The sequence below is a fragment of the Sphingobacterium sp. BIGb0116 genome (genome assembly GCF_024808035.1).
In the GTDB taxonomy this organism is placed as follows: Bacteria; Bacteroidota; Bacteroidia; order Sphingobacteriales; family Sphingobacteriaceae; genus Sphingobacterium; species Sphingobacterium paramultivorum.
Window position 1 is genome coordinate 342,928 of record NZ_JANUDT010000009.1, and the last position, 26,635, is coordinate 369,562.

At 39.9% G+C, this 26,635-nt stretch carries 21 protein-coding genes; 9 read left to right on the plus strand and 12 right to left on the minus strand.

Annotated elements, in window-relative coordinates; all coding sequences use genetic code 11:
* Positions 1–2 precede the first annotated feature (2 nt).
* From M2419_RS21305 to M2419_RS21315, 3 genes are all read right to left on the minus strand, one after another.
* A complete protein-coding gene (locus tag M2419_RS21305) occupies positions 3–440 on the minus strand; it encodes a MarR family winged helix-turn-helix transcriptional regulator (protein ID WP_159731313.1) in 438 nt (145 codons plus the stop codon).
* 114 nt (positions 441–554) lie between these two features.
* A complete protein-coding gene (gene secDF, locus M2419_RS21310; RefSeq protein WP_159731315.1) occupies positions 555–3,536 on the minus strand; it encodes a protein translocase subunit SecDF in 2,982 nt (993 codons plus the stop codon).
* Positions 3,537–3,795: 259 nt separating this feature from the next.
* Complete coding sequence (locus tag M2419_RS21315; protein ID WP_120333382.1) at positions 3,796–4,272, minus strand: hypothetical protein; 477 nt, start codon at positions 4,270–4,272, stop codon at positions 3,796–3,798.
* Positions 4,273–4,496: 224 nt separating this feature from the next.
* Here M2419_RS21315 and guaB point away from each other — a divergent pair, with 224 nt between their 5' ends.
* From guaB to M2419_RS21340, 5 genes are all read left to right on the plus strand, one after another.
* Complete coding sequence (guaB, locus tag M2419_RS21320; RefSeq protein ID WP_153847707.1) at positions 4,497–5,972, plus strand: IMP dehydrogenase; 1,476 nt, start codon at positions 4,497–4,499, stop codon at positions 5,970–5,972.
* Positions 5,973–6,115: 143 nt separating this feature from the next.
* Positions 6,116–8,395 (plus strand): ATP-dependent helicase, encoded by a 2,280-nt coding sequence (locus tag M2419_RS21325; protein WP_159731317.1) that lies wholly within the window; start codon positions 6,116–6,118, stop codon positions 8,393–8,395.
* A 53-nt stretch (positions 8,396–8,448) separates the two neighbouring features.
* The gene (locus tag M2419_RS21330) at positions 8,449–9,303 is read left to right on the plus strand and encodes a DUF4290 domain-containing protein (RefSeq protein WP_259255569.1); all 855 of its coding nucleotides are present in this window, start codon (positions 8,449–8,451) and stop codon (positions 9,301–9,303) included.
* 210 nt (positions 9,304–9,513) lie between these two features.
* Complete coding sequence (gene murA / locus M2419_RS21335; protein WP_153847705.1) at positions 9,514–10,839, plus strand: UDP-N-acetylglucosamine 1-carboxyvinyltransferase; 1,326 nt, start codon at positions 9,514–9,516, stop codon at positions 10,837–10,839.
* Between the two features lie 128 nt (positions 10,840–10,967).
* A complete protein-coding gene (locus M2419_RS21340; protein ID WP_159731321.1) occupies positions 10,968–11,900 on the plus strand; it encodes a hypothetical protein in 933 nt (310 codons plus the stop codon).
* A gap of 67 nt (positions 11,901–11,967) precedes the next feature.
* On the opposite strand, the gene M2419_RS21345 is transcribed toward M2419_RS21340, so the two are convergent.
* Together M2419_RS21345 and M2419_RS21350 are read right to left on the minus strand one after the other, a co-directional pair.
* On the minus strand, positions 11,968–12,372 hold the full coding sequence (locus M2419_RS21345) for a DUF5606 domain-containing protein (protein WP_075993972.1): 405 nt from the start codon (positions 12,370–12,372) through the stop codon (positions 11,968–11,970).
* A gap of 26 nt (positions 12,373–12,398) precedes the next feature.
* Positions 12,399–12,857: a peptidylprolyl isomerase gene (locus M2419_RS21350; protein ID WP_046671802.1), complete on the minus strand. Its 459-nt coding sequence runs from the start codon at positions 12,855–12,857 to the stop codon at positions 12,399–12,401.
* Between the two features lie 164 nt (positions 12,858–13,021).
* Here M2419_RS21350 and radC point away from each other — a divergent pair, with 164 nt between their 5' ends.
* Positions 13,022–13,720: a RadC family protein gene (gene radC / locus M2419_RS21355; RefSeq protein WP_153847703.1), complete on the plus strand. Its 699-nt coding sequence runs from the start codon at positions 13,022–13,024 to the stop codon at positions 13,718–13,720.
* A 17-nt stretch (positions 13,721–13,737) separates the two neighbouring features.
* Positions 13,738–14,487 carry a class I SAM-dependent methyltransferase gene (locus M2419_RS21360; protein WP_153847702.1) on the plus strand — a complete coding sequence of 250 codons (750 nt, stop codon included), beginning with the start codon at positions 13,738–13,740 and terminating at the stop codon, positions 14,485–14,487.
* Here the strand turns inward: M2419_RS21360 and M2419_RS21365 are convergent, their stop codons facing one another.
* From M2419_RS21365 to M2419_RS21375, 3 genes are read right to left on the minus strand one after another with little or no spacing between them, the layout of a single operon-like run.
* Positions 14,488–16,032 carry an MFS transporter gene (locus M2419_RS21365; RefSeq protein ID WP_153847701.1) on the minus strand — a complete coding sequence of 515 codons (1,545 nt, stop codon included), beginning with the start codon at positions 16,030–16,032 and terminating at the stop codon, positions 14,488–14,490.
* Positions 16,033–16,034: 2 nt separating this feature from the next.
* Positions 16,035–17,096 (minus strand): HlyD family secretion protein, encoded by a 1,062-nt coding sequence (locus M2419_RS21370; protein ID WP_259255571.1) that lies wholly within the window; start codon positions 17,094–17,096, stop codon positions 16,035–16,037.
* A 48-nt stretch (positions 17,097–17,144) separates the two neighbouring features.
* Positions 17,145–17,591 carry a MarR family winged helix-turn-helix transcriptional regulator gene (locus tag M2419_RS21375; protein WP_088162755.1) on the minus strand — a complete coding sequence of 149 codons (447 nt, stop codon included), beginning with the start codon at positions 17,589–17,591 and terminating at the stop codon, positions 17,145–17,147.
* A gap of 130 nt (positions 17,592–17,721) precedes the next feature.
* Here M2419_RS21375 and M2419_RS21380 point away from each other — a divergent pair, with 130 nt between their 5' ends.
* Together M2419_RS21380 and M2419_RS21385 are read left to right on the plus strand one after the other, a co-directional pair.
* Positions 17,722–18,207: a hypothetical protein gene (locus tag M2419_RS21380; RefSeq protein ID WP_159731323.1), complete on the plus strand. Its 486-nt coding sequence runs from the start codon at positions 17,722–17,724 to the stop codon at positions 18,205–18,207.
* A 210-nt stretch (positions 18,208–18,417) separates the two neighbouring features.
* Complete coding sequence (locus M2419_RS21385) at positions 18,418–18,804, plus strand: hypothetical protein (protein WP_259255572.1); 387 nt, start codon at positions 18,418–18,420, stop codon at positions 18,802–18,804.
* A 71-nt stretch (positions 18,805–18,875) separates the two neighbouring features.
* Here the strand turns inward: M2419_RS21385 and M2419_RS21390 are convergent, their stop codons facing one another.
* The 4 genes from M2419_RS21390 to M2419_RS21405 all read right to left on the minus strand — a co-directional run bounded on the left by M2419_RS21390 (position 18,876) and on the right by M2419_RS21405 (position 26,497).
* Positions 18,876–22,190: a DEAD/DEAH box helicase gene (locus M2419_RS21390; protein ID WP_259255573.1), complete on the minus strand. Its 3,315-nt coding sequence runs from the start codon at positions 22,188–22,190 to the stop codon at positions 18,876–18,878.
* Positions 22,191–22,199: 9 nt separating this feature from the next.
* Positions 22,200–24,269 (minus strand): TonB-dependent receptor, encoded by a 2,070-nt coding sequence (locus tag M2419_RS21395; protein ID WP_153847695.1) that lies wholly within the window; start codon positions 24,267–24,269, stop codon positions 22,200–22,202.
* Positions 24,270–24,287: 18 nt separating this feature from the next.
* A complete protein-coding gene (locus M2419_RS21400) occupies positions 24,288–25,079 on the minus strand; it encodes a hypothetical protein (RefSeq protein ID WP_259255574.1) in 792 nt (263 codons plus the stop codon).
* 107 nt (positions 25,080–25,186) lie between these two features.
* Positions 25,187–26,497: a BamA/TamA family outer membrane protein gene (locus tag M2419_RS21405; RefSeq protein ID WP_153847693.1), complete on the minus strand. Its 1,311-nt coding sequence runs from the start codon at positions 26,495–26,497 to the stop codon at positions 25,187–25,189.
* Between the last annotated feature and the right edge of the window lie 138 nt (positions 26,498–26,635).

Consider the following 26,635-nt stretch of genomic DNA (forward strand, 5'->3'; position numbering starts at 1 on the left):
AGCTATTCTATATTTAAATTGTTATATATTGTATTCAAAATCCTTGTGAAAGCTTCGAAATCTTTGTCCGCTAGATTTTCCCAGGCCTTCATGCGAATCTCCGTAACAATTGGCGTAAGCGATGCTACTTTTAATTTTCCTTCTTCTGTCAAATGGAGGTAGAGACTTCGACGGTCTGTTTCGTCAGTGATCCGCTCAGCCAGATTTTTTTTAAGGAGGATATCTACGATCCGTGTCAGTGTGGGCTGGTCTTTTCCGCAGCGCTTGGCCAGTTCTTTTTGTGAAAGTTGATCTGTTTCGTACAAAGCCTTTAAAATGGTCCATTGGTCTACAGTAATATCAAATCCTTTCTCGGCAAAAGAAGATTGGGCGAACTGTTTTACTTTCTTGGCTGTTTGGTCCAAGATGAAAGAGTAGCGGTCAAATTTTTCGTTTAGCATACAAATATTTAGTACAACAAATATATTTAAAATATTTAGTGTGACAAGTAATTTGAATGCAATAAAAAAGGGCGTTCATTCGAACGCCCTTTTTTATTTTATCAATATCAGCTATTATGGTCTTACGACTTCAGCTTTTTTAGCAGTATTACCTTCTGCCAAATGCTTTCCTTTACGTAAGTCATATACTGAAGGTGCAGCTAAGATAATAGATGAATATGTACCTACGATAACACCGATTAAGATCGCGAATGAGAATCCACGGATAACTTCACCACCAAAGATAAACAATACAGCAAGAACAAATACGATTGTCAACGATGTGATAATTGTTCTACTTAATGTCGAGTTGATCGCATGGTTTACGACATCGCCAAGATCTTCATTATGCGCATTTGGTTTCGATACGAATTCACGTAAACGGTCAAATACAACCACTGTATCATTCACCGAGTAAGCAATTACAGTTAATATCGCTGCTACAAAGTGTTGGTCAATATCAAGTGAGAATGGTACGATACCATCCAAGATAGAGAATAATCCCAATAAAATAATCGCATCGTGAATTGTTGCAATAGCTGCTCCAACTGAATATTCCCATTTATGGAAACGAATCAAGATGTAAGCTGCAACAATGATGATAGAGAAAATTGCTGAGCTGGTTGCTCTGGATTTGATATCAGTAGCGATACTTGGTCCAACTTTTTGAGACGAAAGAATCTCATGTTTATTGGACGCATCTACTTTCGATAAACCTTGGTTTAATTTGTCCAATACTTCTTTATCGGCAGTATCCGAAGTTTCTTCAATATGGTAAGTTGTTGTAATACGCAATTGATTGGCTGCACCGAATACTTTTACCTCTGTTGTTTTCTTGAAGATATCATCCAAGTTTGTACGCACAGCTTCTAAGTCCACAGGTTTATCATAGCGAACAGTATAAGTACGTCCACCTTGGAAATCCACACCTAAACTGAATCCTTTTGTGAAAATTGATGCAGCAGAAATTAACACAGCAACGATTGAAATCGCGTAAAAGATTTTACGTTTCTGCACGAATTTGAAGTTTGCGTTATGCAGAGTGTTTGCAGACCAAGGGAAAGAGACTTTGATTTTGAAATCTTTCGCCAACATCCATTCAAAGATAACACGTGTAACTAAGATCGCAGTAAACAATGAAGTAATAATACCCACCATTAACGTTGTTGCGAAACCTAAGATCGGACCACTACCAAATAAAAATAGGATAATACCAATTAAGAAGGTTGTGATCTGCGAATCCAGGATGGAAGGTAAAGCATGTTTGTAACCATCGGCAACAGCCTGACGGATCGATTTTCCTAAGCCTAGTTCTTCACGGATACGTTCATAAATCAAAACGTTTGCATCGACAGCAGTACCCATTGTCAATACGATACCGGCAATACCAGGTAGGGTCAGTACAGCATTTAAGGATGCCAATACCCCCATAATGATAAATACGTTTAACAATACCGCGATGTTCGCTACGATACCCGCAGTATTGTAGTAAGCGATCATAAAGATCATTACAACGATAATACCGATAACAGCAGAATTTACACCGGCGTCAATGGCAGCTTGACCTAAAGTAGGACCAACAACGGCTTCTTCAACGATTTTAGCAGTTGTCGGAAGACGACCTGCCTTCAATACGTTTGCTAAATCTTTGGTATCTTCTACCGTAAAAGATCCAGAGATTGATGAGCTACCATTTGGAATTTCACCGTTTACAGAAGGAGCAGAATAAACTACATTATCAAGCACGATAGCAATTGCATCTCTGTTTTGAGCTGCTTTTGCTGTAATTTTCTTCCATTGATGAGCACCTTCACTGTTCATTTGCATACCAACCACAGGTTGATTTTTCTCATCAAAGTTTGCTGTTGCGTCAGTGACCACATCACCTGTCAATACAGCACCATTGTCCTGTCCAGACCCCTTAATTGCATATAATGATAGTTGCTCAGGTGTTTTTTGTTCAGGTTTAACAGCCCATAAAAGCTTTAAGTTTCCTGGAAGGATTGATTTCACCTCAGGACGTTGCAAGTAAGCATTTACTTTTGCCGTATCTTTTAATGAAGCAATACCGACCATTGAACCTGGCATAAGTGCCATTTGTTGGTTTTCGCCCATATAAACAGCTGGACGTAATACTTCAAATAATGGGTTTTTCTGACCTAGATTTACAGCAGCACTGTCTTTCTTAGCATCTTTTTTACCACCGGTTAGATTAGACAATAAATCATCTGATTTTTTGCTCGTATCTGCAGCAGCATTTGTCGTAGCAGCTGGAGCAGCTTTTAACGTTGATGCTAAAGTTTTATCGATATTTTCCAGTATTGGATAAACTTCCTGGTTTGTATATGTTTCGTAGAATTCCAATTTAGCCGAACCTTGTAATAGGTTACGAACACGGCTTTCATCTTTCACACCAGGTAATTCGATCAAAATACGGTTTGTACCTTGTTGAATTTGAATGTTTGGAGATGCAACGCCAAATTTGTCGATACGTGTACGAAGTACTTTGTATGAATTTTGGATAGCATTGTCTGCTTCTTTTTGAAGGAATGATTCAACTTTGGAGTCTGAATCACCAGGTTTAATTAGAGCAGCGTTATCTTTTGTTGAAAAGAATGTCGAAAGTGGAGTTGTAGCACCGATGGATTTGTACTCTTCCATAAATAAAGCAACGACTGTTTTTGCACTCGTTTTGCTTTTTACCACTGCTTGCTCCAACGCTTTGTTGAATTTCTCATCTTTTGGATTGTTCGCCAAATTGCGGATCAATTCGTCCAATGAGATTTCCATTGTCACGTTCATACCACCTTTCAAATCCAATCCCAAAGCGAGTTCATTTGCTTTGGCTTCCCGATAGGTGTATTTTGCAAAACCTAAATTGTACACTACTTCACCGGCCATTGAGTCGAGATAGCTTTTCTCTTTCGCCAAATCTCCTTTGGCAAAATTCTCAGCATCTCGTTCCACATTGCGGGTCACCCAAGTAAATGATAGGGAGTATAGACACGCTAATGACACCACTATCACTAAAAGTTTAATCAGCCCTTTACCTTGCATCGTCTGTTATAATTGTATTAATTTTAATGTTAAATACTGTTTATGTAATTGATAATTAGTTCTCGTTTAATCACATTTTACCAAGAATGGCAAAGGTATAAAATTTTTGTAGAATGAAAAGTTTTATTTACGCCAATCAGGTCAATGGCATAAAAATAGGAGAATTGAAGAAAAAAAGAAATATTTATTGATTTTATTTATAAAAAAAGGTCCTGCTCAAAATAGAGAAGGACCTTTTATACTGTTTAGTTGTTTTATATTATCTCAATGTGTATTTAATACCAAATGAGAATGTTGACGCATGGAAATCACTTCCATGGTTTAATTGCCAATCTGGTTTCCAGTCAGCATGAAATCCAATTGGTGCTGAAGGAATTTTAAATTCCAAGCCTAATTGTGGTCTTAAGCTTATCGCTGTGTAATTATCTCCAATATCAAAGAAAGTAGCCTGTGCACCAATACCTGCATACCATCCTAATCCAGCTGCTCCACGGAAAGGTCTAGCATGTTGCCAGTCAGCCCCTATTGCTACAACATGGTCGTCAAACATCACTTGTGCTTGACCGTTGTTAGCTCCTCCGATTGATTGTTTATATTGAACACCCCAAAGATCAGCGTGTTTAGTGCCATCAAACACAACACCAATTGCTGCACGTTGAGGAGATTGAGCTTTCGCTTCCTGTGCGCCAAATGCTAATGCTGCGACGGCAGCTAATGAGAGTAATGTCTTTTTCATAATTATCTTATCTTTATATTTTCATTAATTAAAATAACTTTTCGTGTTACCAAAAGCAAATAGCCTGCCAAAAAATGATAAAGGCTGGGACGTACCCTAAGTGAATGCTTAATTCATAACGGTTCTAATTTGTCTTCCGATTGTAATTTGTATCTTTTATTTTTTATTATTGCTTATTTTTCTTAAATTTGCCTGGCAAATAGAAAACCCAATACATATTTGCCATGCAATTAGATCCACAAAAATTCGTAGCAGAAGGTCTCACTTACGACGACGTCTTATTAATTCCAGCTTATTCTGAAATTTTACCCCGTGACGTTGATACGAGCACTTCGCTAACAAAAAAAATCAAATTAAATATTCCATTGGTTTCTGCAGCAATGGATACGGTAACCGGTGCTGATTTGGCGATTGCGATTGCACAAGCTGGCGGTATTGGTATGTTACATAAGAACATGACGATTGCAGAACAAGCTGCTGAAGTACGCAAAGTAAAACGTTCGGAGAGCGGTATGATTCAGGATCCAGTAACGTTATTGGCAACAGCAACTGTGGGTGATGCCTTCAATATTATGAAGGAACACAAAATCGGTGGGATTCCTGTTGTGAACGAACAAGGTCAATTGGTCGGTATTGTAACGAATCGTGATCTTCGTTTCCAAAAAGATATGAGCCGTCCAATCAACGAGTTGATGACTAAGGAAAATCTTGTCGTTGCTCCCGAAGGAACGGATTTGGTGAAAGCGGAAGAAATTCTTCAGAACGAAAAAATCGAAAAACTTCCAGTAGTCAATGAAGAAGGTATTTTGAAAGGCTTGATTACCTTTAAAGATATCCAAAAATATAAGCATTACCCCAATGCTGCCAAAGATAGTCATGGCCGTTTATTGGTTGGTGCGGCAGTAGGCGTTACTCCAGATACCCTTGACCGCGTTGAGGCTTTGGTGAAAGCAGGTGTGGATGTGGTCACAATCGATACGGCACACGGGCATTCTAAAGGTGTAATCGATAAGTTGAAATTGGTGAAATCGCAGTTCCCTGAGCTACAGGTAATCGTTGGAAATATTGCGACAGGTGCAGCAGCAACAGCTTTGGCTGAAGCAGGTGCAGATGCCGTAAAAGTAGGTATCGGACCTGGCTCAATTTGTACAACCCGTATTATTGCTGGTGTCGGTGTTCCTCAGCTTTATGCTGTATATGAAGTTGCCAAAGCACTTAAAGGAACTGGCGTGCCATTGATTGCAGATGGTGGTATCAAACAAACAGGTGATATTGCAAAAGCAATTGCAGCCGGAGCAAGCACAATTATGGCTGGATCTTTATTCGCTGGTGTGGAAGAAGCTCCAGGCGAAACAATTATCTATGAAGGACGTAAGTTTAAATCTTACCGCGGTATGGGCTCAATCGAAGCCATGGAAAAAGGATCTAAAGATCGTTATTTCCAAGACGTAGAAGATGATATCAAAAAATTGGTTCCTGAAGGTATTGTTGGTCGTGTTCCTTACAAAGGTACATTGGCTGAGGTCGTTTATCAATATATTGGCGGATTACGCGCTTCTATGGGATACTGTGGTGCTGCAACAATTGAAAAATTACAGGAAGCACAGTTTGTCCGTATTACAGGAGCAGGGTTGAGAGAGTCCCATCCACATAATATTTCCATTACAAAGGAATCACCAAATTATAACAGCAGAGGCTAGATGTTGCTTGGATGATATAAAAACCGATAATCTTGATTATCGGTTTTTTTTGTGTAAAAATATTAGCAAGATAGCCCCAGTGATCAATAGGAAATTTGTACTTTTATACCCTATTCTCAGGTTTTAAAATTTAAGGAGTTAATTTGGATTATTTAGCGGGTTTAAACCCTTCACAACGAGGAGCCGTAGAGCAAACAGAAGGTCCTGTGATGATTGTTGCGGGAGCTGGTTCAGGAAAAACACGGGTAATTACCTATCGTGTAGCACACTTGATTCGAAAAGGTGTTGATCCATTCAATATCTTGGTATTAACATTTACCAACAAGGCCGCCAAAGAGATGCGCGCACGTATCGTTTCTGTTGTTGGGAGCGAAGCGAAAAATATTTGGATGGGCACATTCCACTCGGTATTTGCAAAAATACTCCGTGTAGAAGCTGAATTGATCGGTTATCCCAGGAACTTTACCATCTACGATACGGACGATACCAAAAGTTTGCTGCGAGCAATTTTAAAGGAAATGAATCTCGATGATAAGCTGTATAATGTCAATCATGTGTACGGACGTATCTCACAGGCAAAAAACAACCTGATTTCACCGCAGGAATATAATAAGAATGAAGCCATATTGGCCGAAGATATTTCCAATGGTCGTGGTCAATTGGGACAGATTTATATGACCTATGCACAACGCTGTTACCGTGCTGGGGCAATGGATTTTGATGACCTCTTGTTTAAAACAAATGTCTTGTTAAATAAGCATCCAGAGGTACTGCATAAATACCAGCATCAATTTCGTTATCTGATGGTCGATGAGTACCAGGATACCAACTTCTCTCAATACCTTATTGTCAAACGCCTGGCAGCAGTCAACGAAAATATCTGCGTGGTAGGGGATGATGCACAATCGATCTATGCATTTCGTGGTGCAAATATTCAGAACATCCTGAATTTCCAAAAGGATTATCCTGATGTGAAGATCTTTAAACTGGAGCAGAATTATCGATCGACTAAGATGATCGTGAATGCGGCCAATTCGGTGATTGCGAATAATCAGAATCAATTGGAAAAAAATGTTTTCTCGGATAATGAAGAGGGCGAAAAGATCAAGGTTTCACGTGCTTTCTCTGACAATGAGGAAGGTAAGATCGTTGCTGACCAGATCATCGAAGAGAAATCGTTAAAAGGACTTAATTATAAAGATTTTGTTATTCTGTATCGTACCAACGCCCAATCCAGGGCAATGGAGGAGGCCTTACGCAAAATTAATATCCCCTATAAAATATACGGTGGTACTTCTTTCTATCAGCGCAAAGAAATTAAAGATCTGATCGCGTATTTCAGACTCACCTTCAACCCAAATGATGAGGAAGCACTAAAGCGTGTTATCAATTATCCACGTAGAGGGATAGGGGATACGACGATAGAGAAGATCATGATCGCTGCAGATCAGAATCAATATCGTATATGGGATGTTGTTGCAAATGCAGCCCAGTTTCTAGACGGACGTAGTGCAACTTCTGTCGGTGGTTTTGCACAGATGATACAGAGTTTTCAGGCTCTTGCCAAAAACAATAACGCATTTGATACAGCAATGCATATCGCGCAGCACTGTGGTATTCTGAAAGAATTGTATGAAGACAAATCTGTGGAGGGATTGGCACGTTACGAAAATATCCAGGAACTCCTCAATGGGATCAAGGAATTTTCGGAACGGGAAGATATCGAAGAGCGTGGACTTGATGTCTATATGCAGGATATCGCCCTGTTGACGAACGACGATAATGATAAAGATCCAAATGCTGATACTGTATCATTGATGACCATCCACTCTTCCAAAGGATTGGAGTTTCCGATCGTTTTCATTGTAGGCTTAGAAGAAAACCTATTTCCTTCCCAGTTGTCGTTGAATTCCAGGTCGGAATTGGAAGAGGAACGAAGACTTTTTTATGTCGCTGTTACGAGAGCTGAAAAAAAATTACTACTTTCGTATGCTACTTCGCGATATCGTTGGGGAACGCTGAATAACTGCGAACCCAGTCGCTTCTTGGATGAATTGAATCCGGCATGTCTTGCATTGGATTTTAAACCACGACAAACTTCTGCCTCAGCCGGAAGTTTTCAAGGCGAACGAATTGCATGGCAACAAAAAGACAGTGATGATACGTTTTCTAAACCTAAGCCTAAGCCTATGGTTAAAACGACATCAATACTGCCGAAAGCCCACAAACCTACTGCGGGTTTTGCTCCTTCAGATACATCAAATCTTCAAGTCGGCATGGAAGTTGAGCATGAACGCTTTGGATTTGGGAAAGTTGTTAATCTCGAAGGAAACAAAGGAGATATAAAAGCAACTATTTTCTTTAAAGAGTTGGGACAGAAACAATTGTTGCTTAAATTTGCAAAACTTAGAATAATTCAATAATAAAATACCAAAACGGCATCTTGATCGTTTAATTAGGTACTTATATTAGCTATATGAACTTTGACTACAACAGCACTAGACCAAAATTGATCCTTGCAGAATATGGTCGCAATGTGCAAAATATGGTAGATTACATCTGTACTTTACCCACAAAGGAAGAAAGAAATAAACATGCGCAGATTGTAATCGATATGATGGGGGTATTGAACCCACATTTGAGAGACGTGTCTGATTTTAAACATAAACTGTGGGATCACTTACAGATTATTTCTGATTTTAAATTGGATATTGACTCGCCTTATCCAATTGCTACAGCGAAAAGTGTGAAACACGAAGTTGAGCATTTGGGCTATCCGCAGCATTCCATTAGATTCAAGCACTATGGTTTTACCGTAGAGAAAATGATTGAAAGGGCTTTATTGGCTAATGACGAAGCCAAAAGAGAGCAGATGGTTATCGGTATCGCGAATTTTATGAAAATGGCTTACCTGACCTGGAATAAGGATTCTGTTTCGGACGAGTTGATCATCCAAGATCTAAAAGAGTTATCAGGTTATCAATTGACCTTGCCAGAAGGTACCGTATTGACCAAACTTGACTTTAAAACCCCGCCTCCGGGAAATCGCGTTAAAGGTCCGGCTAATAGTAATTCAGGCGGAAATAATAACAATAGCAATAATAATTCGGGTCACCAGTCGAAAGGTGGAGGCAAGCCTCGTATGACAAGTAACAATAACAATAATACGAAGCGCAATAACTACGGAAGCAACAATAACAGCTACGGAAGGGACAACAATAATAATAATAGTTACGGAAGGGACAACAATAACAATAATAGTTACGGAAGGGACAACAACAATAATAGAAACAGAAAGCCTCAGGGTAATTATAATAATAAACGAGGCTAGTTCTTAAAGATTTTGTTTAAAGAAGCAGGCAATTGCGAAGTGATTAACAGATTTCTTTACAATTGCCTTCTTTTTTTAAGAACCGCACTGCTTTAATAGGTAGCATGGTTCTTTGGCCTTCCATCTTTGTATGTTAGGGGGAAGGCTAAATATCCCAATGCAAATACAAAAACAGGGATATGATACTAAGAAGATATCACTTATATATAAATGAACGCATTTGAAATAATCGGTGGAAAACCGTTAAAGGGAGAGATTATTCCTCAAGGAGCAAAAAATGAGGCCTTACAGATCCTTTCTGCAGTTTTACTGACAGAAGAACCTATGACCATCAGTAATATCCCAGATATTAAGGATGTCAATAAGTTGATCGATTTATTGGCTGCTTTAGGTGTTAAAATTAATCGCATAGATAAGGACACATACGTTTTTGAAGCTAAAGATATAAATATAGACTATTTCCAATCACCCGAATTTAAAGAAAAAGGCGGTGGATTGCGTGGCTCTATTATGATTGTCGGCCCTTTGTTGGCTCGATTCGGAAAAGCCGCTATTCCGAAACCGGGGGGGGATAAAATCGGACGTAGACGATTGGATACACACTTTTTGGGCTTTGAAAAATTGGGTGCTAAGTTTGTGTACGATGCGACTACCCATTTTTTTAACGTTGATGCAACGGAGTTAAAAGGAAGTTATATCCTTTTGGACGAAGCTTCTGTAACGGGTACTGCGAATATCGTGATGGCTGCTGTATTGGCAAAAGGGACAACAACGATATACAACGCTGCTTGTGAGCCGTATTTACAACAACTCTGTAAAATGTTGAATCGCATGGGTGCTAAAATATCCGGTATTGGATCTAATTTGTTGACCATCGAAGGAGTAGAGCGTCTGGGAGGAACTTCACACCGCATGTTGCCTGATATGATTGAAATAGGTTCTTTCATCGGACTTGCCGCAATGACAGGTTCAGAAATCACCATTAAAGACGTCTGTTTTGAGGAACTTGGCGTTATTCCATCTGTATTTTCACGCTTAGGCATCAAGTTTGAATTACGTGGTGATGATATTTTTATTCCGGCACAAGAATCGTATGAAATCGATACATTTATTGATGGATCTATTCTGACGATTTCAGATGCACCTTGGCCAGGTTTTACGCCCGATTTATTAAGTATAGTGCTTGTTGTGGCGACTCAGGCAAAAGGAAATGTATTGATTCATCAAAAAATGTTCGAGAGCCGTTTGTTCTTCGTGGACAAATTGATTGATATGGGAGCTCAGATTATCTTGTGCGACCCACACCGTGCAACCGTTATTGGACTGAATAAATCACACCACCTGAGAGGTATTGAGATGACTTCGCCAGATATTCGTGCCGGGGTGTCTCTATTGATTGCAGCGCTATCTGCCAAAGGAAAATCTGTGATACACAATATCGAACAGATTGAACGTGGCTATCAAGATATCGAAGAACGCTTGCGTAAATTAGGAGCAGATATTAAACGTGTCGATGCCGAACCAAAAGGTCATTAATTAAAGCGACTAGCCTATGTGCTAGCGCAAGATAAAAGGAGCTCCGGATACAAATTCTGGGGCTTTTTTTGTGATATCTGCATCAAATAAGGTAAATTTGTCTAAACTACATTTAAACAGCTATAGATATGAAAAAATATCTAAAAAAGTACGCCTTAGTTTTCCCATTATTAGGCATAGTACTTCTTTTTCACAATTGTCAATCCTCTACACCTAAAGAGGTTAAGCTACATGAAGAATCAAATACAACAACGGATATCCGCTCTTCTAAACGGATCAATGCTGCGGTAATCGTACAAAAAGTTACTTTTCCCAATATGCCTTTTGCTGAACTAATCAGGTTGATGAATCTGACCAAAGATAGTTCACCTGCTGCATTGTGGAAAGCAATATCCACACTACCCCAGGCGGAACAAATGAAGAAAGATAGCTTTGATCTTGAAAATCCTCTGCAGCGTATGGAGCTGATGCTTGCTCCTTTACGTAAGATGGAAATTAAATTCGATCAACAACAAGCGAAATCTGATGCTGAGGGCCTGACGTACCGCTTGGAAAATTATGTGAATTATAGCAAAGGTTCAGGCGAGTTTTTTTTAGCAAATAGCGACAACGCTGCTATCAATGTAGGACTGAACTATCCAGAAGGGAAACTTAATGGATTGGCGAAGGTGCAGATACGAATAAATCCCAAAGAGTATATGATCGATAAGACCGGAAAAACAAAAGTAATTGCCGGAATTACCTGTCAGCAGGCCATTTACAATAAAATTGATGCTATGGATAAGACACTCCCTAAATTTGTCGTTTGGAAGAGCCCACGGATTCCGAAAGGAATCAATCTGCTGCATCCTTATGTGTTTGATGAAAACGAAGGAATTCTTGAAATTGATGCCTATCTCAATGCGGATGAAAATTCCCTATTGCGTTTTACAACCACAGCTGTCGTCGAAAAGCAATTTGAACCCAAAGAATTTGAGGTAGCAAAAGCACATGCTAAGCTTGACGGGGCCAAGGATCAAAACAACATCGAAAAAAATGTACTTGATGTGGTGTTTCATTAGAAAACACCATAAAAAAGGAGTTGATCACATGATCAACTCCTTTTTTATTTGGGATATATGTCAAAGTTTACATTAAAGGAGCCGGTGCTTCTTCTTCAAATAAAGGAAATTCCTTGATAATGTTGTACCATGTGATAACCTTTTTAATATCCGAAGAATAAACACGTGATTCATCATGGCCAGGAGCTACTTCACGGAAGAAATCTCTTAATGTTGCGCCATCAGATTTTGTATCTGGCAGAGCGATGCCTTTCTCTTTGATTGTTTCAAAAATATTCAATAGACGAATTTCTTCTTCTTCACCATAGATTGTGATATCTTCCAAAGTCGCCATTTTTGTAGAAGATAAACTTACTACAGTTTTGATTTTTGCCTGATCAAGGGTTTCTAAAATAAAACCACCTTTATTTTGTCCAACCAATTTGAACAATCCTGGTTTACCAGTTACGGATACTAATGCTCTTAAATTCATTTTAATACTATTTAAATCTCCAAGAATTAATCTTCGATAACTTCAATTGATAAAATACGGTCACCTTGTCTGATATCGTCAACAATGTCTACGTTTTCGATAACTTTTCCAAAACAAGTATGGTTACGATCTAAGTGAGCAGTGTTGTTACGGCTATGACAGATGAAAAATTGAGAACCACCTGTGTTACGGCCTGCATGAGCCATAGACAATACACCTCTATCGTGGTATTGGTTTTCGCCTGTTAATTCACAGTCAATTTTATAACCAGGGCCACCTGTTCCAGGGATTCCTGCAGCTCCTTCACGTGAATTTGGACATCCACCTTGGATAACGAAATCAGGTATCACACGGTGAAATGCTAATCCATCATAATATCCTGATTTAGCAAGTTTGATAAAATTGGCTACTGTATTTGGAGCATCAGCTGTGTAGAACTCCACAGTCATGTCGCCTTTTTCTGTTTTAATAATCGCTTTACTCATATTCAAAAATTTTTATGAAATACAAAGATAACGTTTCAGAGTGAAATGTGAAGTAAATCCCGATTGCCAATTTTTTTTAATTGATAGATTGTGTATTTCTCAGGATATTAAGTAATAGTATTTTTGTATATTTGTGTACGCTAGCCAATTATAATTAACTGTAGATGTCAAATCCGTACAAACTAGTCATCCGGGAGTGGGCAGAGGCCGATCGACCGAGAGAGAAGCTGTTGAGCCAGGGGCGTAGGGCGCTTACCGATGCCGAATTACTGGCTATCTTGATCGGATCTGGTTCCAAAAATGAAAGTGCTGTCGAATTATGCCGGCGCATATTGGCCGATGTCAATAACAACCTGCATACGCTTTCGATGATGGAGGTATCTGAACTGAGCATGTATAAAGGGATAGGCGAAGCAAAAGCCATCGCCATTCTCGCGGCATTGGAGCTCGCCCGCCGCAAAAATGACCTGCCCGCAGAAGAACGTAAGCTCGTAAATAGCAGCCGCTTCGTTTATAACTTTATGAAACCCATATTACAGGATCTACCCCATGAAGAGTTTTGGACCCTTTATCTCAATACGGGGTATAAAATATTAGACAAACAGCTGATCGGACGCGGCGGTAATGATTTTACGCCAGTCGATGTCCGGATTATATTACGATCTGCACTTAGCCTTAAAGCACATGCAATTATATTAGTTCATAACCACCCCTCGGGCACCTTGTATCCGAGCAATGCTGACAAAATTCTGACGCAAAAAATTGTTGAAGCCTCTAAAATTATGGATATTAGAGTTGCCGATCATTTAATCTTTACCGATAACGGATATTATAGTTTTAAAGATGAAGGTATAATCGACTAGTTACAGCAATTCTTGGTATGAACAAAAACAGTATTGATAGATTCACAGACAGGATTGTCGATTACGAGAAATTTAGACCTTGTTACCCAAAAGAGATTATTCAGGTGCTTAAAGAGCAAATAGGGCTTGATAAAAAGTGGTTGGTTGCCGATGTCGGTAGTGGCACAGGGCTATCTACGCAACTTTTTCTCGAAAATGGAAATGACGTTTTTGCCGTTGAACCCAATCGGGAAATGCGTGAATCTTTACTTCATCATTTTAAAACCTATCGGAATTTAATTGCGCTGAATGCGACTGCCGAAAATACATCGATTGAGTCTGGATGCGTAGATCTCATTTTTGCAGGGCAATCTTTTCATTGGTTTGACCGGGAAGCATGTAAAAGGGAGTTCGCTCGCATTCTCACAGAAAATGGACGTATTGTGCTGGTCTGGAACCAGCGTGATCCCGGCGACGCTTTTCAACAGGAGTACGAAGATTTTCTGCTCAGTCATATACCAAGTTATCAATCTGTCAGTCACAAAAATATCAGTGATGATGATCTCAAACAATTTTTTGGATCACGTTCAATGACCAAGGTAACCTTACCAAATCAACAGATATTGGACCTTCGGTCGTTTTTGGGAAGAGTACGTTCATCATCCTATTTTCCAAAAGAGCAGGCTGAAAACAAAACGCTCTATGACGATCTCCGTACACTTTTCGATAAGTACGCAATCTCTGAGCGTATCGTATTCAAGTATATTACCGAAATTTATATCAGTTAACTAAGAAATAGGAATTTGCAAAGCTTCTTTCGTTGAATTTTTTCTCTTCCAGTCGAAAACTCTTCGTATAGGCGAAGAATGAAAAGGGAAGATTAAGATGAATAACGTTAGGATTACCCCGATAATAAATAGCCCGGAGTAGGCGTCGCGTAAGGATAGTAGCGAGGCTTGGACTTGGACCGATTTCATTATATTTCCTCTTTGTAGCACCAAGCTATTTGTTCGATCGATTATACCAGCAAGATCATTGGCATTAAAGATCTGTAGGTGGTAATACCAATTGGCAATGATGTTTGACCAGACTACAGGCACCAAAAATGAACGTGTAAGAATCAAAAATACTAACCCCGAGAGGTAATATTTGCTGGGAATATTACCGGCCATATACACGCCTATTCCAATGTAGGAGGTGATCACGCCCATTCCTCTTAATGTCAAAGGGAGATAGAACAAAGCCGTGTTTGTTTGTTGGTCGATAATTCTTGCAAAGAAAAAGCAAGATAGGGCATAACACGCTGCGGAGAATGCCAAAATGAACTTGCATTTCTTTGTTATTTTGAAATATATATAAGCGATTACTGCGCCGATCATATAACCAGGAATTACATAGGTATTTATCTCGGCGACTTCCAAGGGGTTTGTACCAAGCGTAATTCCCAAAAGGGAGGAGTACAGCGAGGTCGAGCTATAAAAAATGCCGAAAATAAAAATTGTTCCAATGGAGATAGGCAGAATCCGTGTTGAGAAGGCTTCAAAATTTAAGAGTGATTTTCGGATTAGTACACTTCTATTTATAAAAAGTATAAAAAAACAGAGCGATGCGATTCCGGTGACCAAAATAAACCTGGAATGAAACCAATTTTGTGTCAGACCATATGTGCTGAAATAGGCAAAATTCAATAATGAAATACAAAGTAAAATACTTCCAAACCAGTCATATTGATAGAGAGGTACCTTTTTAAAATCTGACGATTTCATAAAGATAATGCAGATTAACAACGCTACTGCAAGTAGTATATTTTGAAATAAAAAGACAGTTTCCCAATAGAAACGTGTTGCAAATAGAACAGATACATAACTTGCCAAGGCAGGAATGATCATTGTCATGGGGTAGTAGACTGCATATAATTGATACCGTTCTCCACGTGGCATGAGAAAAGGGATCATTTCCCCAATGATAGCCATAGTGACAATAATCTTGGCACTTCCGATAAAAAATGTGGACATACAGATGTTGACACCATTATTGGCATGTTCCAAAACCGTATTGGAAGCGAGGATAATGAAGATAGATACGATTAATATCGTCTTTTTGGAAAATAATTTCAACAACCTAAATACCAGTGGTATGGCACATACCATTCCCGCATAATAACAATATGTAGCCATATTCAGATCTGCGGTGGTACCGGCGTATCCATTCATGACATACGTGTTAATGGATGTTGGGATTCCATTATTGAACGAAAATAAAATATTGAGTACAAACAGAAAGAACAATTCCCAGCCTGAACTCAACCAATCTCTGAATATACGATCTTTCATGATTATTTAATACGTATGATAGCATTCATACCTACGCGAAGCATGGCAAGATCTTTTTGGGTATTGGATGCTGTAAAATTAATTCTAACTGGAATGCGCTGTTGTACCTTAACAAAGTTCCCCGTAGAATTGTCAACCGGGACAGCAGAATACTTAGATCCTGTTGCTTCGGATATGGCGGCTACTTCACCTTCAAATGTCTCCCCTGCCAATGCATCAATTTCAATGTTGACTTTTGCCCCGAGGGCAATATTTTTTAGTTGACTTTCGGTATAATTTGCCGTAATCCATTTCTGCTCATCACGTACAATATTGACCAATGGCGTACCGTTTTGCACCAATTGTCCCTCTTCTATCGTCCGCCGTCCCAATACACCATCGTATGGCGCAGTGATAACCGTATACGAAAGGTTTAACTTGGCAAGATCAATCGCAGATTCGGCCTTTAGCAATGAGGCATCATTGATTGATAGCTTCTGTTCAGACTCATGCGTGTTAAGTTTCGATACACGCTCTTGCGCCAAAAGTGCCTTGTATTTGGCTAACATGGCCTCATAATCTGCTTTTACCTGATCGAATTGATATTGCGTTACTGCTTCATCTTTTACCAGACTCTCGTAGCGCCTATAATTCAATTCCATATTATCTAGCCGGGCTCTCATCTCATCGATATTGGCATTTGCTATCGCAGTACTATTGCCGGCAATGGCAATTCCAGATTGCGATATTGTTTTACTTGCTTTGGCATCGGCAAGGGTGGCTTGTGCATTTTGTAATAAAATTCTGTACTCAGCATCATCAATAATGACGAGTGTATCGCCTTTGTGAACTTTTTGATGCTCATCAAATCGAATTGTTTTGATATAACCGCTGATACGCGAATTTATAGGGGTAATATGGGCATCTACCTGGGCATCATCTGTATAAACAGATTCGTTGATGTGGAAAAAGACTAAGATACCCCAGATAATTGTAACCACAATGACGACCGCAGATAGGATGTTGATGATCCATATCTTCCGCCTTCGTTTTATTTCTTTCTCACTTAATGTTGAATTGCTCATGACTCAATTACTTATCTTATTTTTTTCTGAAAATCAAGGCTCCCGATACTATTGCTTATCAATAATTGCGGTCAATTTTTCGAGAGTTTCTGTAATTTCCAATACTTTTTTTTCTGATATCTCCTGCAGGATCACACGGTAGAGGTCTTGTTGGACAGGGTCTAATAATGTCCTATATTCGTCTCCCTTTACCGTTAATTCGATTAAGTTATTTCGTCTGTCATTGGGATCGCTGACGCGTCTAACCAGATCTCGTTTACAAAGATTATCGATCAGCGGAGTGACACTTGCTTTGTTCTTTTGTATCGCTGTGGCTATATCTTGCTGATTCATTTGCTCCTTTTTCCACAGTGCCGCCAATACTTGCAACATTTCATAGGTGATATCCAACTGCTGTTCCTTTATTTTCTGGATATAGTATTGTTTTAAGCTCGTTCGCAAAGCAATGATACTATCCACTAAGGGTTTTACTGGATTCATGGATTCGTTTTTCATAGCACAAAGTTAAATATAAAACAGTTAAATATCAAACTAATTTGCTTTAGTTAAAAATGTGTTAAAGATGAGTCCTTTAGATAGAGATGGCATTTTATTTGGGAGTACTTAAACGAAAGGAAAAAAAGATATGTTAGGAGTTGAATTAATCTTCTTTAGACGTTGCCTACTGCCACTGCTGATTTTAGGAGGCGGGATAAGTATTGTAAGGGCCCAGCAAATGCATGCTTTTAATAATTTAGAAACCGATTATCATTTTGTATATCGGTGGGTAGATCCATTCTTCCCTTTAAGCCCACAGGTAGATGTGATGACCTTGGGTGTTGCGCCGATCGATAAAGAGCCCGAGCAGCAGGAGAAAATAAAAACGTCAACAGGAAAACAGCGTTTTACTGGCAGGGTGAGTGAGCGCGTATATGAAGGTTCGGAAGTAATCGCTAGCCCTGGAGACTCGGTTGGAAATATAACCTACAGCTCCATTAACTCACCCACACGGTATCGAGTTGCCATTGATCGACGGAGTAATGAGCAATACCATGGAAAGCCTGTATTTATAGATGCGAAGGGAGTAAAATATATAATTGATTCGAAATTTAGAAAACAAGTTGTCGAATAATTCCTTGGCTAAGTTAAAAAATTGTTAAAAATATTTTTTTCAGGTAATTAAATCGAAATATGGCATTTGTATTGTACTTTTATTTACAATTATTTATATAACAATTGAGTTACGAAAGCAATAAATCGTTTCAAAAAAATCACAGCTGCATTAGCTTTGATCGCTGCAGTCGGATTGGGACAATCCTATGCACAAACGGCTCCTAAAAAAATGGAAAAAGAAGCCAAAAAGTCTGAACAAAAAGCAAAAGAAGTAAAGACTAAAGCCAACGAGGCCGAAACGAAAACGAAGGCAGCGCCGGTGAAAGCTACAGCGAAGAAGGAAGCTGCAGTGAAGGAAAAGTCAGCGCAGACGAAAAAGATGGCTGATACAAAAACACCGCCAGCAGCACCAGTGGAAGCGAAGGAAAAAGCCGTGAAAAAAGAAAGCGCTAAAGCTGAAAAACAAGCTACTGCTGTTAAAAAAGATGCCGTAGCTACAGCTGATAAAGCAACAAGTGAAAAATATAACGGCCATACAGTCTATCTCGGTCCAAAAGGTGGTAAATATTATATCAACGGAAATGGTAACAAAACGTACATTTCTGACAAAAAATAAAGAGCAGCTGACAACGAATTATATCAAAAAAGGGGACATCGATCGATGTCCCCTTTTTTCATTTCAATAGTTTATCGTAGCAAATTCATTAAATAGCTTTTGTCCAGATAAAAGACATCTAAACTTCCGCCGTCATCCAGAATGCTGTTGCTAATCTCCTTTTTATGTTGCTGTAAGGTCTGAATTTTATCTTCGACTGTGTTAGGACTGATTAATCGAACAGCGGTAACCGTCTTTTGTTGACCCATGCGATAGATCCTGTCGATCGCCTGTTGTTCAACAGCAGGATTCCACCAGGGGTCTACCAGGTACACAACATCTGCTGCGGTAAGATTAAGTCCGGTACCACCTGCTTTTAGACTGACCAGAAAAACGGGGATATCCTTGTCGGATTGAAAGTCGTTAACCAATTTACCTCGATTTTTGGATTGGCCCGTGAGCATCAACGCGCGAATACCCTGTTTATCCAAAGCTTCTTTAATCAGGTTGAGCATACTGACAAACTGTGAAAACACGATCATTTTGTGCTGGTCTTTTTTATGCTGAATCTGCTCGATAAGCATTTCGATTTTGGCAGAGTCCGCAGCGGTAGTCAGATCTTCGTATTGGAGAAGTTTACTTGAATTACATATCTGACGCAATTTTGTTAGACCTTTTAGTACATGCATGGGACTTTTCTTGATTTCATCGCCATCTTTGGCAGAGATAAAATCCCGAAACTCTTTTTCATAAAGATCATAAATCCGCCGTTGGGCAGTTTTCATCTCACAGTAAAGAACCAGTTCATTTTTTGCAGGAAGATCACGTAATACATCCTGCTTTGTTCTCCGGAGAATAAAAGGCTTTATTTTCTCTTTCAGCATTTTTTTTCTCTTGCGGTCATGGAAAGCATCAATAGGAGTCGTATAGACATCTTTGAAATATTTTTTGCTTCCTAGCAGACCCGGTACAATAAAGGAAAGCTGGGCATAAAGATCCATCGTATTATTCTCGATAGGAGTTCCTGTTAAGATGATGCGATTTCTTGATTTTAATAAATTTACCGTTTTGTATCGCTGGGAATCCGGGTTTTTTATTTGCTGCGATTCGTCCAATATGACATAATTGAAGGTTATTTTTTTTAGCATATTGATATCCGTCAGCAGGTTGTGATAAGAAATTAAAACAAGGTCATACTGTTCAAACTGCATCCCTTTTTCTATTCTATTTGGACCATCTAAAACTAACGTTTGAAAAGATGGAAGGAATTGCTGGATTTCATGCCGCCAATTAAAAATTAAGGTCGTGGGAAGTACAAGTAATGTTGGTGCAGATTGTCCCTTTGCTTTTTGAGTAGCCAGAAAGGCTAATATTTGGATCGTTTTGCCAAGTCCCATGTCATCGGCAAGACAGCCGCCAAAGTTAAGCCCGTCCAAGAAATGCAGCCATTGTAGTCCTTGTTGCTGATAAGGACGTAAGTTTCCGACAAAAGTTGGAGGTACCTGGACCTCGGATAGCGAAGAAAAATTAGCTAGCTGCTTTCTCAATGTGCTGAGCTCAGCCAACACAATGGGGTCTAGCTCGGACTGATCAAATAGTTGATCGATCTCATTGAATTTGTATTTTGGAATTTCAATGAAATCATCAGCGATCGATTCGGCAGCATTAAAATAGGTCTCAAATTTATCGAGCCACTGTTGCGGTAAAATCCCCTGGGTGCCATCATCCAAGGTGATGAATTGCGAGCGGTTCCGTACTGCCTTTTCAAGTTTTTTTAGGGAGACACTTTTGGGACCAAACTTGACCTGTATATTGGCATTGAACCAATTTTGTCCACTGAGGACCTCCACATGTATTTTTCCCTTAAAACGGCTTAATTTATTTCCACGTAACGTATTAAATCCAATGATCTGTATACCCTGATGCTGCCACTCGTCAAAAGCATCCAGAAACCAGTTACTGTCCAGAAAGTATTTGCGATGCAAATAAAAATGCTGAAAGCTTCCCTCATCCATTTGCTCCTGAAAATAGGGATGCTGTTTCAGTAACAGGGAAATAACTTTTGTTTCAGCTTCACGTTTCCGATCGACCAAAAATTGTATACCCTTGCTGTCTGTACCGAATATATTCCGCTTACTTAAAATAGGAATTTCGACTTCACCATAACGCATGACAGGAATAAGGTTGACAAAATCTTCCGATTCCTCCAGAAACAAAAGTGGCTGCATGTCCTGATAATACAGATTTTCCTTCAACTGTGGCTTGCTTGCTTTGGGAATATCTTTAAAATTCAACTCCACGGAATGTGCTATCTGTTCCAAAAACAATCTGTTGAATTCTTCGAACTTACGCTGATGGATCAATAATTGCTCCCCTTTGTTGCCAAACAAACGGATCAACTTGAGGTGAAACTTATTTTCAATCAGAAAAAGCTGATTTTTGATGAGAATGAAATGGTCCAAAAGAACAACTAAATCCTGTAAATTGTAGGCTATCGTATGAATATGAATTTCTCCCTGAATGCCATAAAACGCACCTTTTTTTGTAATAAAGAGCTTAATATCACCTTTGTTTAGGTTAAATTGAATCGGCGATAAGGTGGAGGCTGTTATATTGTCGGATTTCTCATAGTCATGCAGATAAAAATCGAGGTGTAACGGGTTTTTTGCAATCGCCTTCAGGCTGGAGCTGATTTCGATATCCTGTTGCACAGCTTGAGAAAATTGATAAACAGCTGTGTAAAATTGCATTTCCTCAATCGAGCTGCTTTGCCAGATACGAAACTGGCTCTCACTAGCGGAAATCGGGTTTTTAGGTAGGCCAGATTTCGTCATTGGAGCTTGGCACAGGAGTATTTGTAGATTTTTGTAATACCGGTTGCGCGTTAACACCACAAAATGATGATGCTGTTCGGCTGTCGTCTTGGCCTTTGGGGCAAGAGATTCCTCCACTAGATCAAAGTCATCAATGGAGGTTAGCTGTTTGTCTTTTAATAGAAACTCAAGCTTCCCTGCTTTGATCTGGGCTGAAAAATAGTTTTCTAAAGACGATTCCTTTTCCAGTCCATATTGTGCCGCAACCTTCTTGAGGAGATGCTGATAGCGGTTGTGATCAAAAAATGCCAGCCAATTCTCCTGTGTAAATAGTTTACTTAAAGCCGCCTTTTGATGACGGCAGAATCCTGTTTGTGGACAATTGCAAAAGACGGCTGTTGTGGGCAATGTATGTATGATCATCACTTCAAAATCGGTATAATTCTCCAGTACCTGAAAAGTTGCCTGATTGACCTCCATTTCCATCGCATTGACCTGAAAATGGGCCAGTGTCAGGTCCATCCAAGGAAAATAAGAATAACGGCTCACCTTGGTGAAATCGATATCGGTCAATGTATACTGATGGAATTCCATGATGCTTGGTTAAAAATTAAAACTCATTCCGCCATAATAATTACGTAATGGGGCAGGATTAAAATACCGTCCTCCAAAAGCATTTATATCGTTTCCAAGACTATATTTTTCATTGAGCAGATTGTCGGCCCCAACAAAAAGCCTGATTTTATGCGGTGAACAGACAGATTTGCTCCAGGATAATTTGGCTTGCAAAAGATGATACCGGTTGGCATAAACAGTGTTTGCGTCATCCAGTGGTATTGCTGCAGTTAAATTGGAAAGGAGATCCAGTTGGAATTCATTCGGGAAAAGTATATCCAACGAATTTACCCATACTGTTTTAGGAACTGCAGGGAGTTTATTGTCCTTATAGTTTTTGTCGCCTACCTGATAGGTTTTGAACCTGTAGTCATTGAGGGAAAAATTACTGGTCAGTTGTAGGCTACGGACCATACCGGTTGTTTGAGGCCTGATCAAATACATGAATAGCGAGGCTTCCAATCCCTTTTGGTTTATTTTACCCGCATTTTGAAAATATTCAGCACCATTATCCCGTACCTGTCGGATAATGGCATTGTTCATTTGATACGTGTAGGCCGCTGCATCTAAAATAATCCGGCGATTCCACAAATGCCAACGAAGCCCAAATTCATGGTTTGTACCTGTTTCTGGTTTCAGCATCGTATTAATTGTATTGTCTGACGAGCGGACTTCAGCAACAGTTGGTGCAGAGAAACCTTTAGAAATCGATGCTCTAAGTGCAAGGATTGGTGTGATCAAATAGGATAGTGCTGCTCGTGGCATCCAGGTACTTCCGAAATCAATATTTTCTTTGTTTTCTTGTGCGACAGGATAACGTTGCTGGTAGCCAATTTTATTCTCATTTAATCCGAGCGACAGCTCTACCTGGAGGCGCTCTAGCCACTCCAGTTGGGTGCGTGCAAAAAATGATTGCTGACTGTTTTCCAATTTGTCCTTGGCCTGAGGATCGGTAGCGACACCTTGGGCGTTGTCATAATTGTCAATAGCATACCAGCCCTTTTGTGCTTCCAAGCCCAGTTGGACTTCATATTTTAAATCTTGGCTCAACAGATCGGCATAAGATAAATACAGGCGCGTTCCTAAATTCTTTTCATCTCTTTTCTCGTAATTGGTGATGAAGGGATTTTTGATCTGATTGGATGAACCAAATACACTGGCGAATAAGGTCATCTTAGAACTGAGGTGCGTCTGGTTGCTCAGTCCACCAAAGAATGTTTTATCGTAGATTGCGGCTTTTTGTTCAGCAGCACCAGGATTTGGTCCGCCCTTAGGCCGGGCCTGTCTGCGGTCGCTCTCCATTTGTGCTGCGGTGAGCCCTCCCGGAGTTTGGTAACCAAGATCCGAATAGAAACCGGTGAATTTTAATTCGGATGTTTTTGCATATTGCCAATTGTAATTAAGCTGTATATTCTTTTTGTTTAAGGCTGAATTCTGGCGATAACCGTCACTTCTTGTCCAACTTTGATTGATGGCAAGTTGCTGACTCTGGCTGAGGGGTAATATTGCATTGAGCTGTTCCTGGAAAAGACCGTAGGAGCCCCCCGTTAATTGGAGGTTGACTTCAGGTTTGTCAGATCGATCAAATCCCTTACTATAAAAGGAGAGTACACCGCCTGAATTGGCCCCATAGATCGATCCATCTGGACCTTTTAATATATTGATTTGTCCTATTGCGGATGGATCTATCAAGTTAAGATAGGTGTTCCCGCCTGCGTCAGTAAATGGAAAGTCGTCCAGATAGATTTTGACATTGCGAACACCAAAAGGTGAACGGATCATACTCCCACGGAGTGCTAGCCGGTAACTCCCAGGGGAACGTTCTTCCATGCGTAAACCCGGCACCCTGTTCATTGCTGAAACAAAGGAGGGCGACTGCAGGGATTGGATCATTTGGCTGCTTAACACAGCCGCAGAAGATGTCAGTCGCAATAGTGGTTGTTTATTGAAGTAGGCTTTAACTTCGACTTGTTCTAGTCGATTAGTCGTAGTATCCACTTCCTGCGCATATAATTTGCTACATAAACCAAGGGTAGCAAGTAGGTAATATCTTTTCATCGTTAGGGTTTGGTCGGCTTAGTCTGCAAATTCCTGACTGAAATAAATTTCAAAAATCTGCTTTTTCTTATTGTATTTTAGGCATTGAAAATTCGCATATACGGAGCTGGTCGGCACACAAAGACTGTTGGCCATGGCTTCTTTTGAGAATTTTTTGTTCAGACAGCCCTGCTGCAAATCAAAGTTTTTGTTCGTCGAAATATCGGTCACATCAAAGGAATTGTCGTCAATCAGGTAATTTGAATTGTTTAAACGAATATAATCCTCTTGATAAATCAGTTCGGAAGCAACGAGATAATCGAGCGATCCAAAGCTGGATGAACAATCTAGATTTTGAAGGGTATTGACAACTTTTAACTCTTTATACAATGTGTTGTATGTATTGCGTTTATGATCGAATAAGGTGATCTCGATGTGATGATTATCTTTGTTGTACAGCAGATACCCAAGGTCTCCAGAGCCATTTTCGAAGATATTCCCTTTCGCGATCGCTAAAACAGCCAAGTTAGGATGCCCAAGAAAATAATCCTTCTGGTCTGCACTTAGTGTTGACGTTAACTTCTGGTGAAGTTTATCGAAGAGGCCGGCGTCGTTCATTTTTATTAACTGCTGCGTTTGTTCTTCAATTCTGTCTGCAAAACGCGGGCTATCGTAGCTCGAAGTATCCGATGGGAGCGGTGGTGATGCAGGGGGGACTACCTGTTCTTTCTTTTGTTCGTCATTTTTCGTTGTTTTTGGCGTCTTTGTCTGATGACAGGAAACAAGAGCCAATAATAATACAATGTATAGAAAAAAGGTTTTTAAATTCATGATGAAGTATCGTCAATGCCAATTCAGTCACTCTTCGTGAATAGAAAGAGCAACAACATCGGCTAATTTAGTTATTTTATGGCAAACAAAGCTGTCGCAATCTGGAATTAGAAGGCTTCATTCAGCCCTAAAAAGAAACCACGGGAACCATATTTTCCAAAGGCATAGTCCAGACATAGATTTGTGCGTGTTGCTTTGTTAAAGAGCACCCGTAATCCGGCACCACCCCCAGGTTGCCACCTTTCAAAAAGTTTGGTACCCAGTTCGTCGCTGGCAGTCTGTAGGTTGAAAAAAGCAGCTCCGCTCAAAAAGTGATTCTTTAAAATTGGGAAGCGGTATTCTGTTTCGGCATAACCGAAAGAAATTCCTTTGAAATAACCAATGGTATAACCCCGGCCGCTTCTGACGGCTACGTCTCTTCCCGTTCCTGGGAGATCAAAATAGGGAAGTGTACCACCAAGTTTATAGGAACCCCAATACCAGAAGGCAAGTACATGAGCCGGGTCGGACTGAGATAGACTAAAGTATTTTCGAAAGTCGGTGGTAAGCTGTACAGCACTTTTGCTACTGCCCAACAGCGTTGTGTTCCATCGCACACCAATATCCGAATAGATACCCTTGTAAGGCCTATTGGGATTGTCTCTTGTCATATATTGCATATTGAGCAATAGTCCATTGGAATTATAACTGTCGGGATCGAAGCCATGTTTTTCGGTGTAGATGGTATTGGGCGTAATGTTGCCATTGGGGCCGCTGCTGGTTATTTTTCGTCGTAAGTCAAACGCCAATCCAGCTCCAACAAATAGTCCGTCGGCGATACGTTTATAGACTTTTTCATTAAATGTAAATGCGTTATATTTTGCTCCGTATTTTTTATGGTCGGGGTTGGCAAGGATCTCTTCATCGGCATTGTTCCATTTTCCATGGGGAGTCATGCCCAAACCCGCATCTAAAGCGACCATTTTGACAAGTGCAAAAGCGCCCTGAAAATTTAGTTTATTGTTGGGGGTAAAGATATTATGGCTGATATAGAAGACCATGATGTTTTTTGTGGTGATTGAGGCGGATGTCGCTGCGATCGACATGGTCGTTGTTTTGGGGTCACCCAGTACTTTCCCCGCGACAGCCTTGATTCCGATCTGACCACCAATGGTTGGGTTGTAGGCAATGTTGGGCATTAAGGTGATGGGAGAGCGTTTACTCGCGTGTTCCTTTTTTCGTTTGGGATGGATTATTCGTCCGATTAAATCCGATATATCGTATTGACTGGCCATGGCCGAGTCACGCTGATGTTTGTACTGTGCAAGAGAGTCTGTTTTTGCATCGGTTTGAGCAGCGAGCAGCGTAGGGATTGAAATCAAAAGTATTCCTAAAAAAGCATGTCGGAAGAAATCGTTAAAACGTAAAAGTTGATGCATACATTCGGGTCTATCTTAAAACTAAACGTCAAAAAAAATAAAATGTTTTCTCAAGTACTCGGAGCCTGTCTTTTTTTGATCTTTGAACAAATGCAAATACGGTATTGTGTTGAAGAAGTTTATTTTTCTTGCGAAGCT

Bases quoted from the DNA above. Each gene is read 5' to 3' on its own strand.
- M2419_RS21350 (WP_046671802.1), bottom strand. From the start codon at position 12,857: ATGAGTAAAGCGATTATTAAAACAGAAAAAGGCGACATGACTGTGGAG.
- M2419_RS21380 (WP_159731323.1), top strand. From the start codon at position 17,722: ATGTTAGGAGTTGAATTAATCTTCTTTAGACGTTGCCTACTGCCACTG.
- M2419_RS21330 (WP_259255569.1), top strand. From the start codon at position 8,449: ATGAACTTTGACTACAACAGCACTAGACCAAAATTGATCCTTGCAGAA.
- M2419_RS21375 (WP_088162755.1), bottom strand. From the start codon at position 17,591: ATGAAAAACGAATCCATGAATCCAGTAAAACCCTTAGTGGATAGTATC.
- M2419_RS21340 (WP_159731321.1), top strand. From the start codon at position 10,968: ATGAAAAAATATCTAAAAAAGTACGCCTTAGTTTTCCCATTATTAGGC.
- M2419_RS21390 (WP_259255573.1), bottom strand. From the start codon at position 22,190: ATGGAATTCCATCAGTATACATTGACCGATATCGATTTCACCAAGGTG.
- M2419_RS21370 (WP_259255571.1), bottom strand. From the start codon at position 17,096: ATGAGCAATTCAACATTAAGTGAGAAAGAAATAAAACGAAGGCGGAAG.
- secDF (WP_159731315.1), bottom strand. From the start codon at position 3,536: ATGCAAGGTAAAGGGCTGATTAAACTTTTAGTGATAGTGGTGTCATTA.
- M2419_RS21400 (WP_259255574.1), bottom strand. From the start codon at position 25,079: ATGAATTTAAAAACCTTTTTTCTATACATTGTATTATTATTGGCTCTT.
- M2419_RS21345 (WP_075993972.1), bottom strand. From the start codon at position 12,372: ATGAATTTAAGAGCATTAGTATCCGTAACTGGTAAACCAGGATTGTTC.
- murA (WP_153847705.1), top strand. From the start codon at position 9,514: ATGAACGCATTTGAAATAATCGGTGGAAAACCGTTAAAGGGAGAGATT.
- guaB (WP_153847707.1), top strand. From the start codon at position 4,497: ATGCAATTAGATCCACAAAAATTCGTAGCAGAAGGTCTCACTTACGAC.
- M2419_RS21365 (WP_153847701.1), bottom strand. From the start codon at position 16,032: ATGAAAGATCGTATATTCAGAGATTGGTTGAGTTCAGGCTGGGAATTG.
- M2419_RS21395 (WP_153847695.1), bottom strand. From the start codon at position 24,269: ATGAAAAGATATTACCTACTTGCTACCCTTGGTTTATGTAGCAAATTA.
- M2419_RS21360 (WP_153847702.1), top strand. From the start codon at position 13,738: ATGAACAAAAACAGTATTGATAGATTCACAGACAGGATTGTCGATTAC.
- M2419_RS21315 (WP_120333382.1), bottom strand. From the start codon at position 4,272: ATGAAAAAGACATTACTCTCATTAGCTGCCGTCGCAGCATTAGCATTT.
- radC (WP_153847703.1), top strand. From the start codon at position 13,022: ATGTCAAATCCGTACAAACTAGTCATCCGGGAGTGGGCAGAGGCCGAT.
- M2419_RS21405 (WP_153847693.1), bottom strand. From the start codon at position 26,497: ATGCATCAACTTTTACGTTTTAACGATTTCTTCCGACATGCTTTTTTA.
- M2419_RS21305 (WP_159731313.1), bottom strand. From the start codon at position 440: ATGCTAAACGAAAAATTTGACCGCTACTCTTTCATCTTGGACCAAACA.
- M2419_RS21385 (WP_259255572.1), top strand. From the start codon at position 18,418: ATGGAAAAAGAAGCCAAAAAGTCTGAACAAAAAGCAAAAGAAGTAAAG.